Here is a 15,675-nt window from a genome sequence, read left to right on the forward strand (position 1 = left end):
GGCACCTATTGATCATTCGAATCGATCAATAAGCGTCAGTTTCGTCCTTGTTGTTTATCTATCGCGGTCCTAGTGTGGCGGTCATCACCACCTCGTGAGGAGCGCTTCATGGAGCTACGCCACCTGCGGTATTTCGCCGCGGTCGCCGAGACCTGCCACTTCGGGCGGGCCGCGGCGCAGCTGCACATCGCCCAGCCGGCGCTCTCCCAGGCGATCCGCCAGCTCGAGTCCGAGCTCGACGTCACCCTGTTCACCCGGACGACCCGGCAGGTCTCCCTCACGCCGGCCGGCGAGTTCCTGCGCACCGAGGCCGCGCGGGTCCTGGCCGCCGTCGACGACAGCGTCCGAGGCGTACGCCGCATCGGGGCCGGCCGCCACGGCCTGGTCCGCCTGGGACTGACCGGCACCGCCTCGTTCTCGCACCTGCCGGGCATCGCCCGGGTGGTCAAGCGCGAGCTGCCCGAGGTGGCGCTCGAGATCCACGCCGACCTGCTCACGCCGGCCCAGTGCGAGCGGCTGCAGAGCGGGGCGCTCGACCTCGGCGTACTGCGGCCGCCCGCCACCGGCGAGGGACTGACCCTGCGCACCCTCGAGGTCGAGCCGCTCGCGCTCGCCATCCCCGTCGACCACCGGCTCGCCGTCGAGCCCGTCGTAGCCCTGGCCGACCTGCGCACCGAGCCGTTCGTGGCCTACAGCGCCCGCGACTCGGCGGTCAACGAGGCGGTCCTGCGCAGCTGTCGCGAGGCCGGCTTCGTGCCGCGCCGCGAGCACGAGGCACCCAGCACCGCGGTCCTGCTGGCGCTGGTCGCCGCGGGCCTCGGCGTCGCGGTCCTCCCGGCCTCGGTCCGGGCCCTTCCGCTGGAGGGCGTGGTCTTCCGCGACCTGCTCGACGCGGGCAGCGTCGAGCTCTCCCTCGCCTACCGCACCGACGACGACACCCCCGTCGTCGACGCCGTCATCGAGATCCTCGAGGCAGCCGACCTGTTCACCGCACCCCGTCTGGAAGCTCCCCGATCATGAAGATCACCAAGGTCGAGGCGATCCCGTTCGCCATCCCCTACCGCAAGCCGCTGCGCTTCGCCTCCGGCGAGGTCCACACCGCCCAGCACGTGCTCGTCCGGGTGCACACCGACGACGGGGTCGTGGGTGTCGCCGAGGCGCCGCCGCGGCCGTTCACCTACGGCGAGACGCAGGCCGGGATCATCGCCGTCATCGACCAGCTCTTCGCGCCGCAGCTCGCCGGGCTGACCCTGCTCGAGCGCGAGACCGCCCGTGTCCTGATGGAGCGCACCGTCGGCAACCCGACCGCGAAGGCCGCCGTCGACATGGCCATGTGGGACGCCCTCGGCAAGACCCTGGATCTGCGGGTCGTCGACCTGCTCGGCGCCTTCACCGACCGGATGCGGGTCTCCCACATGCTCGGTTTCGACGGGCCCGAGGCGATGGTCGCCGAGGCGGAGCGGATGCGGGAGACGTACGGGATCTCGACGTTCAAGGTGAAGGTCGGCCGCTCCCCCATCGAGCTCGACACCGCCGTGGTGCGGGCGCTGCGCGAGCGGTTCGGCACCGAGATCGAGCTGTACGTCGACGGCAACCGCGGCTGGACCGCGGCCGAGTCCGCCCGCGCGATGAAGCAGATGGCCGACCTGGACCTGCTCTTCGCCGAGGAGCTCAACCCCGCCGACGACGTGCTCGGACGGCGCTGGCTGGTCAGCCAGATCGACGTGCCGTTCATCGCCGACGAGTCCGTGCCGACCGCGGCCGACGTCACCCGCGAGGTGCTCGGCGGCTCGGCCACCGCGATCAGCATCAAGACCGCGCGCACCGGCTTCACCGGGTCGCAGCAGGTGCTCCATCTCGCCGAGGGCCTCGGCCTGGAGGTCGTGATGGGCAACCAGATCGACGGCCAGCTCGGCAGCGCCTGCTCGATCGCCTTCGGCGCCGCCCACCGGCTCACCTCCCGCCGGGCCGGTGAGCTCTCCAACTTCCTCGACATGGCCGATGACCTGCTCACCGAGCCGCTCGAGATCCGCGACGGCGAGCTCGCCGTACGTCCTGGTGCCGGCCTCGGGGTCGAGATCGATCCGGAGAAGCTGGATCGCTACCGCACCGACAACTGAACACCTGACCCCACCGCAACACGAGAGGACACACCCATGACCACCGACCAGACCCTCGAGTCCGCCGAGGCCGCGACCGCGGCCGCCTCGGGCGCCTCCGCCACCGAGCGTTTCGCCGCCGACAAGTCGCCCTTCGACGCCGTCAAGGACACCCCGCCGGAGCGCGTCGACCGGCTCGCCAAGCGCGTGCTCAACGCCGTCTACGACACGATCCGCGAGGAGAAGGTCAGCTACGACGAGTACAACGCGCTCAAGGCGTGGCTGATCCAGGTCGGCAAGGACGGCGAGTGGCCGCTCTTCCTCGACGTCTGGGTCGAGCACGAGATCGAGAAGGTCGCCACCGAGCACCGCGAGGGCAACAAGGGCACCATCGAGGGCCCCTACTACGTCCCCGCTGCCCCGGAGCAGGGCGCCAACGGCACCATCCCGATGCGCGACGGCGAGGCCGGCACCCCGCTGACCTGGACCGGCACCATCACCTCCACCGACGGCACCCCGCTCGACGGCGCCAAGGTCGAGCTCTGGCACGCCGACGCCGACGGCTTCTACTCGCAGTTCGCGCCCGGCATCCCGGAGTGGAACCTGCGTGGCAGCTTCACCGTCGGGTCCGACGGCGCCTTCGAGATCCACACGATCCAGCCGGCGCCCTACCAGATCCCGACCGACGGTTCCTGCGGCAAGCTCATCGCCGCCGCCGGCTGGCACGCCTGGCGTCCCGCACACCTGCACGTCAAGGTGTCGGCTCCGGGTCACGAGCTGCTCACCGCCCAGCTCTACTTCCCCGGTGACGAGCACAACGACGACGACATCGCCTCGGCGGTCAAGCCCGAGCTCGTGCTCGCGCCCGTCGCCAACGGGGACGGCTCGGTGAGCGTCGACTACGGCTTCGTACTCGACCCGGTTCGCGGCTGATGCTCTACCACGTACGCATGGACGTCCGGATCCCGCACGACCTGGATCCGGACGTCCGCGACGACACGATCGCCCGCGAGAAGGCCTACGCCCAGGAGCTCCAGCGCGCCGGGAAGTGGCCGCACCTGTGGCGGATCGCCGGGGAGTACGCCAACTTCTCGGTCTTCGACGTGGAGTCCCACGACGAGCTCCACCAGATCCTCTCCGGCCTGCCGCTGTTCCCCTACATGGACGTCCAGGTCACCCCGCTGGCCAAGCACCCCTCCAAGGTCGACTAGACCTGGACTCGAGCTGTCCGAGCACCCGGTCGGCTTCGCGCCGCAACGGCGCGAAGCCGTGCTCGGCGGCCAGCTGCCGGCCCCTGCGGGCGTGGACCCGGGCGGCCGCGGTGTCTCCCTCCGCGTGGAGCGCCTGGGCCAGCCCGATCCGGGCCCGGGTCTCGGTGAACGAGGCGACGTGGGTGTGGCTGAGCCGCACCGCGTACTCGTACGTCTCGGCGGCGTCTCGGTGGTTCCCGGTCGCCTCGAGGGCGGCGGCATAGCTGCACGCGGTCGAGGCGACGAAACGTACGTCCCCGTGGGCCCGCGCGGTCAGGTGGGCCCGCTCGGCGAGTTCGAGCGCCGAGGCATGGTCGCCACGGACCAGGGCGAGCAGGCTGAGCTCCTCGAGCGCGTTGGCCTCGGCGAACGGGCTCCGGTTGCGGGTGGCCTGCGCCAGCGCCGACTCGAGCCGTTCGCCGGCTGAGTCGAGCAGACCGAGAGCGCGCTCGGCCGCAGCCAGGGTGGAGAGCTCGAGCGGGGTAGCGCTGCCCTGTACCTCGCTCAGCTCGACCGCCCGGAGATGGTGACGGCGGCCCTCCTCGAAGCGGCCCTGCTCGGTGCAGGCGATGCCGAGGGCCTGATGGGCCCAGGACCGCAGCCCCTCGGTGCCCTCGACGTCGCCGAGGATCTTCAGCGCGTGCGTGTAGGCGACCTCCGCCTCACGGCCGGAGTCGGCGACCCGGTGGCGGTGGCCGTCGACGATCGACGCGAACGCCAGCCCCTGCGGCCACCCGCTCGTGTCGAGCAGGCTCCAGGCCCGGTCCGACTCCGCCCAGGCCTCCTCCATCCGCCCCAGGACCCCGAGCACATCGGCTCGCAGCGTACGCAGGAAGGCCTCGGCCCGCGCCTCCTCCTCCAGCATGGCGGCCTCGGCCCCGACCGTCACGAGCTCGAGGTAGGTGGTCACGTCGAGGCGGGTGCGGTAGTGGATCCGGGCCTGGTCGACGAGCTTCCAGGCGTAGTGACGCCGGAGCGGGTCGGTCGCCGCCTGCTTCGAGAACGCGATCAGCAGCTGGGCCTCGCGGTCGAGCCAGGTGCGGGCGTCGTCGCCGGAGTCGAAGCGGCTCTGCGGCGACGGCTCGATCTCCAGCGCGCGCAGGCGGCCGGGGTAGGCGGTGTCGGCGGCGCTGACCGTGGGTGTCCAGCAGCCAGTCGGCGAGCCGGCCCTGCGCATGCGGCTGCTCGGGATCGACGGCGGCCAGGTCGCCGGCGTGGAGCCGGAGCAGATCGTGGTAGTGGTAGCGCCCGACGCCGTCGTCGGAGACGGCAGTCTGCAGCATGTTGGCATCGACCAGGTCCTCGAGCAGCCGCAGCGTGGTGCTCGGGTCGCGGTCGAGGACGGCGCAGGCCGGAGCGGGGTCGAAGTCGTAGGCCGAGATCAGCGAGCACAGCCGGAACGCGCGCTGCGCTTCGGCGGGCATCGCGGCGTAGGAGATCTCGAGGCTGGCCGCCACGCTCACCTCGCCGACGGCCAGCTCGGCGAGCCGGTGGGAGCTCTCGCTCAGCCGGGAGGCGTACGTCTCGATCGACCATTCCGGGCGGCTCAGCAGCCTGGCCGCGGCGATCCTGAGCGCCAGCGGAAGACGGCCGCACGCCAGCGCCAGCGACTCGCTCGCCCGCGGCGCCGCGGCGACCCGCTCATGCCCGACGATCGCGCCGATGAGGTGGACGGAGGCGTCGGTGCTGAGCTCGCCGAGGTGGATCTGGCGGCCCAGGTCGATGGTGCCCGCGAGGGCCGGCAGCCGGTGGCGGCTGGTGAGGATCGTCCGGGTGGCGCCGAGCCCGGGCAGCAGCGGGATCACCTGGCCGGGGCTGTCGACACTGTCCAGCACCATCAGCATCCGGCGGTCGGAGAGCTCGCTGCGGAGCAGGGCCGCGGCGTCGGCGGCGTCGGTCGGGATCTGCTGGCCGGAGAGTCCGAGCGAGCGCAGGAAGCGCCGCAGCACCGTGCCGGGGTCGACCGCATCGCCCGAGACGCCGTGGAGGTCGGCGTAGAGCTGGCCATCGGGGAAGTCGCCGCTCAGTCGGGCCGCGGCGGTCAGCGCCAGCGCGCTCTTCCCGGAGCCCGCCGGCCCGGTGACCAGCACCGCGCCACCGCCGCCCTCGCCGAGCCCCGCCGCCAGCATCTCGAGCTCGGCGTCACGCCCGATCAGCGCCGGCGCCGCCGGCACCTCCCGAGGTACGTCCCGCCGGCGCGCACCCTCGACCAGCGTCGGTCGCCGGGTGTGCCAACGCCCTTCCAGCGTCCCTTGGCGGACGTCCTCGAGGACCGGGCTCGGGTCCAGCCCGAGCTCCTCGGCCAGGACGGACCGGACCGTGTCATAGGCGGCGAGCGCCTCGGCCTGCCGTCCGGCCGCTGCCAGCACCTTCACGTACGCCGCCCACAACGGCTCGTCCAGGGGCCGCAGCCGGGCGAGCTCGCCCACGACCGGGAGCGCGTCGATGGCCCGGCCCTCGGCAACGCCGAGGGTCGTCCATCTGAGCACGACCGCGACGTACTCGTCCTCGATGGTGCCCGACAGCCAGGGTGCCTGGTCGAACCTGTCGGGACGCCCGCGCCACAGGCCGACGGCCTCGGTGAGCGGGGCCATCTCGTCGGTCCCGGTCAGCTCACGGAAGCGGACCAGGTCGAGCTCGTCGGCCGAGGCGTCGAGGCGGAGGCCACTGCCGTCCTGGGTGACCGCGACCGGGCCGACGAGGGCGCGCAGGCGCCGGACCAGCTGGGCCAGCCGCCTGCCCGACTCGGCCGAGGTGAGCTCGGGCCACAGCAGGTCGAGCAGCTCGTCGCGCCCGACCTTCTCCCCCGGCTCCAGGGCCAGCCGCCGGAGCAGCAGTCCGACCTGATCGGCGATCTCGACCGGCACTCCGTCGTGGACCACGACGGTCGGGCCGAGGACGGCGATGCGCACCGCCGCGCCGTCGGCCTCGCGGGCGGGCGTGATGGCCTCGGCGAGCCGGGCCGTCTCCTCGGCGCTCAGGTCCAGCGCCTCGGCGAGGGCGCGCAGCGAGGCCGCCCTCGGCCGCCTCGTCCTGCCCTGCTCGAGGTCGCGGATCGAGGCGACGCTGACCCCCGCGGCACGCGCCAGCGCGCCCTGGGTCAACGAACGCGACTCACGGAGCCGGCGGAGCCTGGGACCGAACATGCCCTCATGGCGCACCCCGGCCTCCGTCAAGAGCCCGAGCCTGGCGAATCACCACGAAATCCTATCGGGTCAGGCGTGGTCCGGCGTGCAGGATCGTCGTACCTGCGAGGATCGCGGCGAGGTGATGAGATGTCGATGATCGACTATGCCGCTCCCGCGGGTCCGACGCGTGGCTATCTTTCGGTTCCCGAGGGTGCTGGGCCCTGGCCCGGCGTCGTCGTCGTGCAGGACCTCTTCGGCGTGGCCTCGGACGTCAGGCGGATCAGTGACCGGTTCGCCGCCAACGGCTACCTGGCGCTGACGCCGTCGCTCTACGAGCGAGGCCCGAAGGTCGGGTGCGTCGTCAGCACGATGAAGTCGCTGGTGACAGGCAAGGGCACCGCGGTCGACGATCTGATCGCCGCTCGCGACCATCTCGCCGACGACCCACGCTGCACCGGCAAGGTCGGCGTCGTCGGCTTCTGCATGGGCGGCGGCTTCACCCTGCTGCTGGCCCCGCGCGGCATCTTCGACGCGGCCGCACCCAACTACGGAGTGCTGCCGAGGAGCCTGTCCACGCTGAGCTCCTCGTGCCCGATGGTGGCGAGCTACGGCGCCAAGGACCGCATGCTGCCCGGCGCGGCGGACAAGGTCGAGGCGGCGCTCGCCGCGGGCGACGTGCCGCGCGATGTCAAGGAGTACCCGGATGTCGGGCACAGCTTCATGAACGACTGGGGCTTTCCCCGCCCCGTTCCCGCCCTGGAACGGGTGGTCGGCTACAACTACTCCGAGCCCGAGGCGGAGGACGCCTGGCGGCGCATCCTCGCCTTCTTCGGCGAGCATCTCGCCCCGAAATAGCGCGGAAACCTCGGCGTTCTACTGTGGTGGCGCCCGAGTTCAACGGACAGCAAGGCCTCCTGGCCGGGAAAGCGGACACCTCCGGGCACGACCACCTGTCTGCTCCGAGCAAGGAGAACATCCGTGAGTAACTTCCACGTTCCCGTCGTCGACATCGCCGCGTACGTCCAGGGCGGAACGCCCCAGGAGAAGGCGGCCGTCGCGGCCGCCATCGACGCCGCCTGCCGTGAGGTCGGCTTCATCCAGATCCTCGGTCACGGCGTCGCTCCGGCCGCGGCCGCCGGCCTCGCCGCGGCCATGGACGACTTCTTCGCCCTGCCGCCGGCGGAGAAGATCCGGTGGCGCCGACCGGCCGCCGAGAACCGCGGCTACACCCCACCCAAGTCGGAGACGCTCGCGCTCAGCGCCGGCGTCCAGTCCGAGACGCGGATGAAGGACTTCTTCGAGGCCTTCAATGTCGGCTCGTCGGTCTCCGACCACCCGGACGCCGATCTCGTCGCGGCGCACTACGCCGAGAACACCTGGCCGTCGGTGCCGGACTTCCGGGCGCGCATCGACGCCTGGCGCGCCGAGTCCGCCCGGGTCGCGCGCACCATGGTCACCATCTTCGAGGACGCGCTCGACCTGGAGTGCGGCGCCATCGCGAGCCTCGCGGCCCACCCGATCGAGGTCCTGCGGCTGAACAACTACGCCCTCCCGGAAGGCACCCGGGTCGAGGTCGACGAGGACATGATCGGGATGGGCGAGCACACCGACTACGGCATCGTCACGATCCTGTGGGCCGACCGGGTCAAGGGTCTCCAGGTCCTGCACGGCGGCGAGTGGCACGACGTCAGCCCGGCCGAGGGGGCGCTGCTGATCAACCTCGGCGACCTCACCACCCGGCTGACCAACGAGCAGTGGCTCTCGACCCTGCATCGGGTCAAGCCGCCGATCGTCGACGGCACCATCCAGCGACGCCGGTCGGCTGCGTACTTCTTCGACGGCGACGCCCATGCGGTCATCGGCCCGCTGCCGGGGTTCGTCGACGAGGAGCATCCCCGCCTCTACCGTGACGTCACCGTCGACGAGCACATCGCCGCCAAGCTCGCGGGCTCCCGTGCCGGCATCCTCAACGCCGCCGCCGGCCGGGAGGCGGCCCGCGTGCTCACCGCGGGTCGCTGACCAGCGGTTCCTTGGAGCGCCGGCGGGCGATCGAGGCGGGCCACCAGATCTTGTCGCCGACCAGGGCGAAGACCGCCGGCACCACCACGGTGCGGATGACATCGGAGCTAAGGCCTCTCCAGGCCGGCGGCAGCCGCCGCCCATCTCCACAGCGCCTCGGTCTCTCCGCGACCCGGACGGGTCGCCGACCGATAGCTCGTCGGTCGCTGGCGACGGTCGTGCCAGAAGGTGCCGGACGGCGGGGCGGGCTCGGTGGCTGCGAGCCATACCGCCGTGTCCGCGCCCTCCTCGGCCGGGCGCAGCAGCGGTCGGGTCAACGTACGGAAGGCGGGGAGCGATCGGGAGAGGCCCGGTGTGTCCGCCCAGCCGGGGTGCATGACGAAGGTGGAGATCCGGTCCGGTGACCACCGCCGGTCGAGGATCGGTGCCAGCTCCACCTGCATGCGCTTGGACCTCGCGTAGGCCACGGCGCCCTGGTAGGTGCCTTGCTCGAACTCCGGGTCGTCGACGGGAAGGGGCTGGGTGTACATCCCGCCCGAGGCGACGAAGACCTGCCTGGCGCCGCGCGCCGAGCGGCGCAGGGCCGGGAGCAGCCGCTCGGTCAGCCGGATCGGGCCGAGCACATGGGTGGCGACGGACAGCTCGTGCCCCTCGACCGACTCGGTCCGCTCGGGCGGCATGACTCCCGCGTTGTGCACGAGTACGTCGAGCGCGGTGCGGCCGCCGTCGCGCGCGCAGAATTCCGCGGCGAACGCGTCGATCATCGCCGGATCGGAGACGTCGCAGCGCTCCGTCCGGAGCTCGGCGGCCCGCCCCTCGTCGCGGAGGATCCGCTCGATCCTCTCGACCGCGGGCCCGGCGCGTTCGGGTGAGCGCACGAGGAGGTGGACGCGGGCACCGAGCCGGGCCAGGCCCAGCACCGTGGCCTCGCCGAGACCGCTGCCGCCGCCGGTGACCACCGCGGTCCGCCCGGCCAGCACGTCCGGACGCGGGTCGCCCTCGGCCCAGCGACGGCGGCGGATCGCGTAGCCGAGGCGGGAGTAGCCCAGCACGACCGTGCGGTCGAGCAGGCGGTCGAGACCCTGGTCAGATGCTGCGGCGTGCTTCATGTGCGTACGCTCCCGAGAACATGTCGCAGCGCCTGCTCGGCCTCGTCGAACCGGAAGCGGTGGTCGAGCGTGAGGAGTCGTTGCGGGACCACCCGCTGGTTGGCGAAGGCCACCTCCTGCGCTCCCTCGCCGCCCAGGAGCAGACGGGGACCGAACGACGGTGTCGGCAGGATCGCCGGGCGGTGCAGGGCTCGGCCCAGGGCGGCGGCGTAGGCACGCTGGCGCAGCGGCGCGGGCGCGACGGCGTTCACCGGTCCGGCGAGGCCGGGGTCCACCAGAGCCCGGTGGTAGATGTCGACGAGATCGTCGATCGCGATCCACGACTGCCACTGCTCCCCCGACCCCATCGGGCCGCCGAGACCGGTGGCGAACAGGGGCCGCTGCAGGCGCAGGGCTCCCCCGCGCGGGCTCTGCACGATCCCGGTGCGCACCAGGACGACCCGCATCCCCGCGTCGACCGAGGCCAGGGCCGCCTCCTCCCAGTCGCGGACGACGTGAGCGAGGAAGTCGTCCCCGGTGGTGGAGTCCTCGGTGAGGACCTCCTCGCCGCGGTCGGCTCCGTAGATCCCGATCGCGGACGCGCAGACGAAGACACCCACGCCGGCCTCCGCACTGGCCCGGGCGAGCAGACGGGTGGGCCCGATGCGCGAGCCGCGGATCTTCTCCTTGTGCCTGTCCGTGAAGCGGCCGGCGATGCTGTGCCCGGCCAGATGGATGACGGCGTCCACTCCGGCCAGCGAGGCCGGGTCGGGGTCATCGGGGTCCCAGGCACGCTCGTCCGGAGCCGTCGGCCGGTGGCGCACCAGGCGGACCACGGTGTGCCCGCCGGTCGTCAGGAACGCCGCTACCGCGCTCCCCACCAGGCCGGATGCGCCGGTGACCGCCACGGTGAGCCGAGGGGTGCCGGCCGCTGAGCGGTGAGCCGCCAGGTCGTCGGCGAGCTGACGCCGCCGGTAGGCGAACATCGGCTCGAGCAGCCGCTTCGGCAGTGTCGTCGTGACCCTGTCGATCACGGTCGTGCCCTCGCCGACGCTCTCGAAGTCGTGGCGATGGTGCCACGACACCGGCACCACGAACGGACGCGAGACCAGGCGGTCGGCGAAGCGCTGGCCTGCCACGTACTCCTCGGGCAGGTGCTGGGCCACCCATCGCCGGCCGGCCGGGAACTCGAGCACCGCCGTGCCTCCGGCGAGGTCCTGCGCCTCCTCGCCGATCCGGACGGGCTGCCACGGGGGCACCAGGCGCTGGAACGCGCCGGGTCGGCCGTGCCAGTCGAAGACGACGTCGGCCGCGTCCGGCACCGTGTGGCGGAACTCGTGGGTCGTCGTACGCAACAAAGTCATGAGGTGGAGTCCTTCAGCTCTGCCAGCCGGGCCAGCGCCTCGCGACGCTCCTCGGCATGGTCGACGACGCGTTCAGGGTAGCCGTTGGTAAAGCCCTCCGAGTGGCGCCACGGCTCGTGGGCGGCGGCCCCCGGAAGGTGGCGAAGCTCAGGCACCCAGCGCCGGACGTAGTCACCCTGCGGGTCGAACCGGAGACCCTGAGTGATCGGGTTGAAGACCCGGAAGTACGGCGCGGCGTCGGTTCCGGTCCCGGCCACCCACTGCCAGCCGTGGCTGTTGGAGGCCAGGTCGCCGTCGAGGAGGTGGTCGAGGAAGTGCCGGGCGCCGGCCGGCCACCAGATGTGCAGATCCTTGATCAGGAAGCTCGCGACGACCATCCGCACCCGGTTGTGCATCCAGCCCTCGGCGAGCAGCTGACGCATGCCGGCATCGACGAACGGGAAGCCGGTCCGGCCCGACTTCCAGGCCTCCAGCAGCTCGGGGTCGTCGTCGTACTGCATGCCTCGCAGACCGTCCCGCAGGTCACGCCAGGCCGATCCGGGATCGTGCCAGAGCACGTCGGCGTAGAACTCGCGCCAGGCCAGCTCCGCGACGAACCGCTCGACGTCCTCTCCGGAGGCGCCACTGCCGTGCTGATCCAGATCGGCGAGGAGCGTACGCGGATGGATCTCGCCGAGCTTCAGGGCCGTCGAGACGCGGCTGGTCCGGTCGAGGTCGGGCCGGTCCCGGGCCGAGGCGTAGCCGGCCAGGTCCTCGGCGCAGAAGTCCTCCCAGCGGTGCAGCGCCACACGCTCGCCGGCCTCCTGGTCCAGATGCTCGGGGTGGTCCGGCAGCGGGTCCGACTCGAGCTTCGTCATCCACTCGACCTGAGCGTCACCGGCGGGCGCCCTCCACCCGTGCTCGCGCCAGGCACGCAGGAAGGGCGTGAAGACGCGGTAGGGCGCACCGCTGGCGTTCCGAATCCTGCCCGGGGTCACGGCGTACGGGCTGCCGGTGCCGACCAGCCCGATGCCGGCATCCGCCAGCCGCTGCTCCGCGGCCTCGTCGCGTCGCCGGCCGTACGGGGTCGTCTCGGTCGAGATGTGCACCTGGGTCGCCCCGGCCTCGGCGGCGACCTGGGCCACCACCTCGGCCGGGTCGCCCTGGCGGATCACCAGGGCCCCGTCCGTCTCCTCGCGCAGCGCGGTGAGCGAGGCCAGCAGCCGCTCCCACCTCCGCCCGGAGCCGGCCAGGCGCGGGTCGAGCACGAACAGCGGCACCACGGGCCCGTCGGCGGCCGCGGCCTGCAGGGCGGGATGGTCTCCCAGCCGCAGGTCCCGCCGGAACCACATCACGGATGTGGTCATGGGTGGTCCCGTTCCCCGGCCTCCAGCCGGATCTGGGCGACGTCGATGGCTCCGGCCCGGAAGCCCGCCTCGCAGTAGGCCAGATAGAACTCCCAGGTGCGACGGAACTCCTCGTCGAACTCCTCGGACCGGATCGCGGGCCACGAGGCCAGGAAGGCGGAGCGCCAGCGGCGGAGCGTCTCGGCATAGTCGGCACCGAACCTGTCGGCGCGGGTCACGCTCAGGCCGACCCGGTCGGCCTGGGCGGAGATCGCCGTGGCGGACGGGATCAGGCCTCCCGGGAAGATGTGCTTCTGGATCCACCCGTAGGAGTTCCGGGTCGCCAGGTAGCGCTGGTGCGGCATCAGGATCGCCTGCAGGGCCACGGCGCCGCCGGGACGTACCAGACGGGACAGGGCGGCGAAGTAGTCGGGCCAGTAGCGCTCCCCGACCGCCTCGATCATCTCGATGCTGACCACGGCGTCGAAGGTGCCGGTGACGTGTCGGTAGTCCTGCACCACGACCTCGACCCGGTCGGCGTACCCCGCTGCCTCGATCCGCTCCCTGGCCAGGTCCGCCTGCTCGACGGACAGCGTGATGGTGGTGACCCGGGCCCCACGACGTGCCGCCTCGATCGCGAGGGTCCCCCATCCCGTACCGATCTCCAGCACGTCGTCTCCGGCGCCGACGCCGGCCAGGTCGAGGGCCGCGTTGACCTTGCGCAGCTGTGCCTCTTCCAGGTCCTGATCGGCGACCGGACGGCTGCGGTCGAACAGCGCCGAGCTGTAGCTGAGGCTCGGGTCGAGGAACGCGGCGAACATGTCGTTCCCCAGGTCGTAGTGGGCCGAGATGTTCTCCCGGGTGTGCTCCACGGCGCCGCGCTGGTCGGCGGGGATCGGCAGGTCGACGAGGCGGCGCAGCCGCAGCATCCAGCCCGGGAGCAGCCCGGAGAGGCGTTCGGCGTACGGCGTCAGCGCGTCCGCGAGGTCGGTGCCCTCGGCCGCGTGCCAGTCCCCGGCGGTGTAGGCCTCACCGAGGCCGATCTTCGGGTTCTCGGTGAGTCGTCGGTAGAACGACTCCGGGCGCTCCAGGAGGATGCCCGGCCGCCCGGTCGTACGCGACCCGCCTCGCTGATTGAGCAGGCTGCCGTCCGGGAGCATGACGTCGACCGGGATCTGCCGGGTCACCAGACGCAGAATCTGCTTGGCGACACGGCCTCGTAGGCTCGCGGCGGCCGCGGGCTCCCTCTGCACCGGCAGCTCGAGCGAGACCGGCTCTGCACTCATGATGTGACCTCCTTGGGAGTGGCTGGACGAGGGATGATGGGCAACCTGCGCAGCCACAACCGGATCCCGTGGAACCGGATGAGCGCGCTGACCCGGTGAGGCATCAGCAGGTGGGTGAGGCTGACTCGCAGCAGCGCACGACGTGTCGCGGGCTCCGCGGTCCCGCGGGTGGTCGCGGTCAGCACGCGGGCGCCGTCGCGGTCGAGGCCGACGGTCACCGAGACGTGTCGCGGGTCGACCTGGAGCCGGACGTCATAGGTCCCGGTCATGTCGTTGAACGGCGAGACGTAGAAGGCCTTGTCGGTGCGGGCGTGCCCGTTTCGATCGACGTCGAGCAGGTAGGCGTGACGGCCGCCGTAGGTGTTGTGCACCTCGAAGACGACCGCGCGCAGCACACCGTCGTCCGACTGCACCCAGAAGACGGTGAGGGGGTCGAAGACATGGCCCAGGACGCGGGCGTTCGCCAGCATCAGCACCCGGTCGGTCGGCGCGAGGTCGACGCCGTGGCCGGCGAGGAACACACCGAGGTCGCCACGGACACCGCCTCCCGACGAGCCCCCGTCGAGATGGTCCTCTGCCCGGAACCCGGCCAGCGGACGCAGCCAGAGCGGCAGTCGAGGCAGGTCGTCGATGTCGATGAGCCACTGGTAGCTGCGGTGACGGAACGCATGCCGCAACGGCACCGCTCTGGTGTGGCTGACATGACCGACGACCAGCGCGGGCACCTCGGGAAAGGCCGGCGACGGGATCACCACGTCACCCCGAACGACTCGGCCGCCTCCACGCCCGAGCGACAGCCGTCCTCGTGGAAGCCCCAGCCGAGGTGGGCGCCGGCGAAGGCCAGGCGAGGTCCTCCGGACGTACGCAGCCGGGCCGCTGCCGCGACCGCCTCGGTGGTGAAGACCGGGTGCTCGTAGCTCATCCGTGCGGTGACCTTGGCCGGGTCGACGTGCTCGGTGGCGTTGAGCGTCACCACGTGCTCGTCGTGGTCCTCGAGACCCTGGAGACGGTTCATCCAGTAGCTGACGACCACCTTGTCGGCGCCACCGCCGCACGAGGCGAGGCGATAGTTCCACGACGCCCGGGCGCGGGGCGAGGCAGGCAGCAGGGTGGCGTCGCGGTGCAGCCAGGTCTCGTTCCGCGAGTATCCGATCGCGGCCAGGTCCGCCTTCTCCTCCGGGGTCGCATCGGCCAGGAGCCGCAGGGCCTGGTCGGCGTGGGTCGCCAGGACCACGCGATCGAAGTGCCGGGACCCGGCCTCGGTGCGCACCTCGACCCCGTCGGCGTGCCGCTCCACGGCGGTCACCGCTTCGCCGACACGGATCTCGCCCACCCGCTCGGCGATCTTGTCCACATAGGCACGGGAGCCGCCCACGACCGTGCGCCATATGGGCGACCCGGTGACCTGGAGCATCCCGTGGTGGTCGAGAAAGGCGAACAGGTGCCGCGCCGGGTAGGCGGCGGCGTCCTCGTCACCGCACGACCAGACGCACGAGACCAGTGGCACGGCGAAGTGCTGGACGAAGTAGTCGCTGAAACCGCCCTCGGCGAGGAACTCTCCCCACGTCAGGTCGCTGTCGGTCTGGAGCAGACGGCGGGCGCGACGGTGGAACCGCGGCACCTGCGCGAGCATGCGGAGGAAACGCGGATCACCGAGGCGACGCGGGTCGGCCAGGATGCCACCCAGCCCCTTGCCGCCGGCGTACGACAGCCCGCAGTCGTCGCAGTCGATGCTCATGCTCATCTCGGTCGGCCGGGTCTTGACACCGAGCTCTCCGAAGAGCCGGAGCAGGTTCGGATAGGTGCGCTCGTTCATCACGATGAAGCCGCTGTCGACCCGGAGGACTGCTCCCGACGTGGTCGGGACGTCGTGGGTGTGCGCATGGCCACCGAGCCTCCGCTCGGCCTCGAAGAGCGTGACGTCATGGCTGCGACCGAGGAGGTACGCCGCGGTCAGCCCGGAGACGCCGCCACCGATCACGGCAACCGTTGGCCGCGGTGTGTGGGCCGCTCGGCTCATGAGAACTCCCTCGTCCGGCAACGGCATGGCCGCTGGCTAGTTTCGAAGATCGAACGTACAATGTTTGTACAAGGTATGTCAAAGGTTTGAAAGGGG

The 15,675-nt window shown here is 71.8% G+C and carries 13 protein-coding genes; 6 read left to right on the forward strand and 7 right to left on the reverse strand.

Annotated features, from left to right (window positions below; genetic code table 11):
* Positions 1 to 108: 108 nt before the first annotated feature.
* The 4 genes from ABT304_RS18235 to catC are packed head-to-tail and all read left to right on the forward strand — an operon-like array spanning position 109 to position 3,310.
* Positions 109 to 1,020 (forward strand): LysR substrate-binding domain-containing protein, encoded by a 912-nt coding sequence (locus ABT304_RS18235; protein WP_350717268.1) that lies wholly within the window; start codon positions 109 to 111, stop codon positions 1,018 to 1,020.
* Entirely contained in the window at positions 1,017 to 2,120 is a 1,104-nt protein-coding gene (locus ABT304_RS18240) for a mandelate racemase/muconate lactonizing enzyme family protein (protein WP_350717270.1), read from the forward strand. The genes ABT304_RS18235 and ABT304_RS18240 overlap by 4 nt, the downstream gene beginning before the upstream one ends.
* Positions 2,121 to 2,156: 36 nt before the next feature.
* On the forward strand, positions 2,157 to 3,032 hold the full coding sequence (gene catA, locus ABT304_RS18245) for a catechol 1,2-dioxygenase (RefSeq protein ID WP_350717272.1): 876 nt from the start codon (positions 2,157 to 2,159) through the stop codon (positions 3,030 to 3,032).
* Positions 3,032 to 3,310: a muconolactone Delta-isomerase gene (gene catC, locus ABT304_RS18250; protein WP_008361945.1), complete on the forward strand. Its 279-nt coding sequence runs from the start codon at positions 3,032 to 3,034 to the stop codon at positions 3,308 to 3,310. The genes catA and catC overlap by 1 nt, the downstream gene beginning before the upstream one ends.
* 701 nt (positions 3,311 to 4,011) lie before the next feature.
* Here the strand turns inward: catC and ABT304_RS18255 are convergent.
* Positions 4,012 to 6,525 carry a BTAD domain-containing putative transcriptional regulator gene (locus tag ABT304_RS18255; protein WP_350717273.1) on the reverse strand — a complete coding sequence of 838 codons (2,514 nt, stop codon included), beginning with the start codon at positions 6,523 to 6,525 and terminating at the stop codon, positions 4,012 to 4,014.
* A gap of 99 nt (positions 6,526 to 6,624) precedes the next feature.
* On the opposite strand from ABT304_RS18255, the gene ABT304_RS18260 reads away from it, so the two are divergent.
* Positions 6,625 to 7,332 carry a dienelactone hydrolase family protein gene (locus ABT304_RS18260; RefSeq protein ID WP_350717275.1) on the forward strand — a complete coding sequence of 236 codons (708 nt, stop codon included), beginning with the start codon at positions 6,625 to 6,627 and terminating at the stop codon, positions 7,330 to 7,332.
* 123 nt (positions 7,333 to 7,455) lie between these two features.
* A complete protein-coding gene (locus ABT304_RS18265) occupies positions 7,456 to 8,496 on the forward strand; it encodes an isopenicillin N synthase family dioxygenase (protein WP_350717277.1) in 1,041 nt (346 codons plus the stop codon).
* Between the two features lie 107 nt (positions 8,497 to 8,603).
* On the opposite strand, the gene ABT304_RS18270 is transcribed toward ABT304_RS18265, so the two are convergent.
* Genes ABT304_RS18270 through ABT304_RS18295 form a run of 6 tightly spaced genes read right to left on the reverse strand, consistent with a single transcriptional unit; the run spans position 8,604 to position 15,579 of the window.
* A complete protein-coding gene (locus ABT304_RS18270; protein ID WP_350717278.1) occupies positions 8,604 to 9,605 on the reverse strand; it encodes an SDR family NAD(P)-dependent oxidoreductase in 1,002 nt (333 codons plus the stop codon).
* The gene (locus ABT304_RS18275; RefSeq protein ID WP_350717279.1) at positions 9,602 to 10,948 is read right to left on the reverse strand and encodes a TIGR01777 family oxidoreductase; all 1,347 of its coding nucleotides are present in this window, start codon (positions 10,946 to 10,948) and stop codon (positions 9,602 to 9,604) included. Before ABT304_RS18275 ends, ABT304_RS18270 begins: the two co-directional genes overlap by 4 nt.
* Positions 10,945 to 12,294, reverse strand: a complete 1,350-nt coding sequence (locus ABT304_RS18280) for a cryptochrome/photolyase family protein (protein ID WP_350717281.1) — start codon at positions 12,292 to 12,294, stop codon at positions 10,945 to 10,947. The genes ABT304_RS18275 and ABT304_RS18280 overlap by 4 nt, the downstream gene beginning before the upstream one ends.
* Positions 12,291 to 13,559 (reverse strand): class I SAM-dependent methyltransferase, encoded by a 1,269-nt coding sequence (locus tag ABT304_RS18285; RefSeq protein ID WP_350717283.1) that lies wholly within the window; start codon positions 13,557 to 13,559, stop codon positions 12,291 to 12,293. The genes ABT304_RS18280 and ABT304_RS18285 overlap by 4 nt, the downstream gene beginning before the upstream one ends.
* Positions 13,556 to 14,311, reverse strand: coding sequence for a DUF1365 domain-containing protein (locus ABT304_RS18290; protein WP_350717285.1), 756 nt, complete (start codon positions 14,309 to 14,311; stop codon positions 13,556 to 13,558). Before ABT304_RS18290 ends, ABT304_RS18285 begins: the two co-directional genes overlap by 4 nt.
* Positions 14,308 to 15,579, reverse strand: coding sequence for an NAD(P)/FAD-dependent oxidoreductase (locus ABT304_RS18295; RefSeq protein WP_350717286.1), 1,272 nt, complete (start codon positions 15,577 to 15,579; stop codon positions 14,308 to 14,310). Before ABT304_RS18295 ends, ABT304_RS18290 begins: the two co-directional genes overlap by 4 nt.
* Positions 15,580 to 15,675: the final 96 nt, after the last annotated feature.

This window comes from Nocardioides sp. NPDC000445 (genome assembly GCF_040300245.1).
In the GTDB taxonomy this organism is placed as follows: Bacteria; Actinomycetota; Actinomycetes; order Propionibacteriales; family Nocardioidaceae; genus Nocardioides.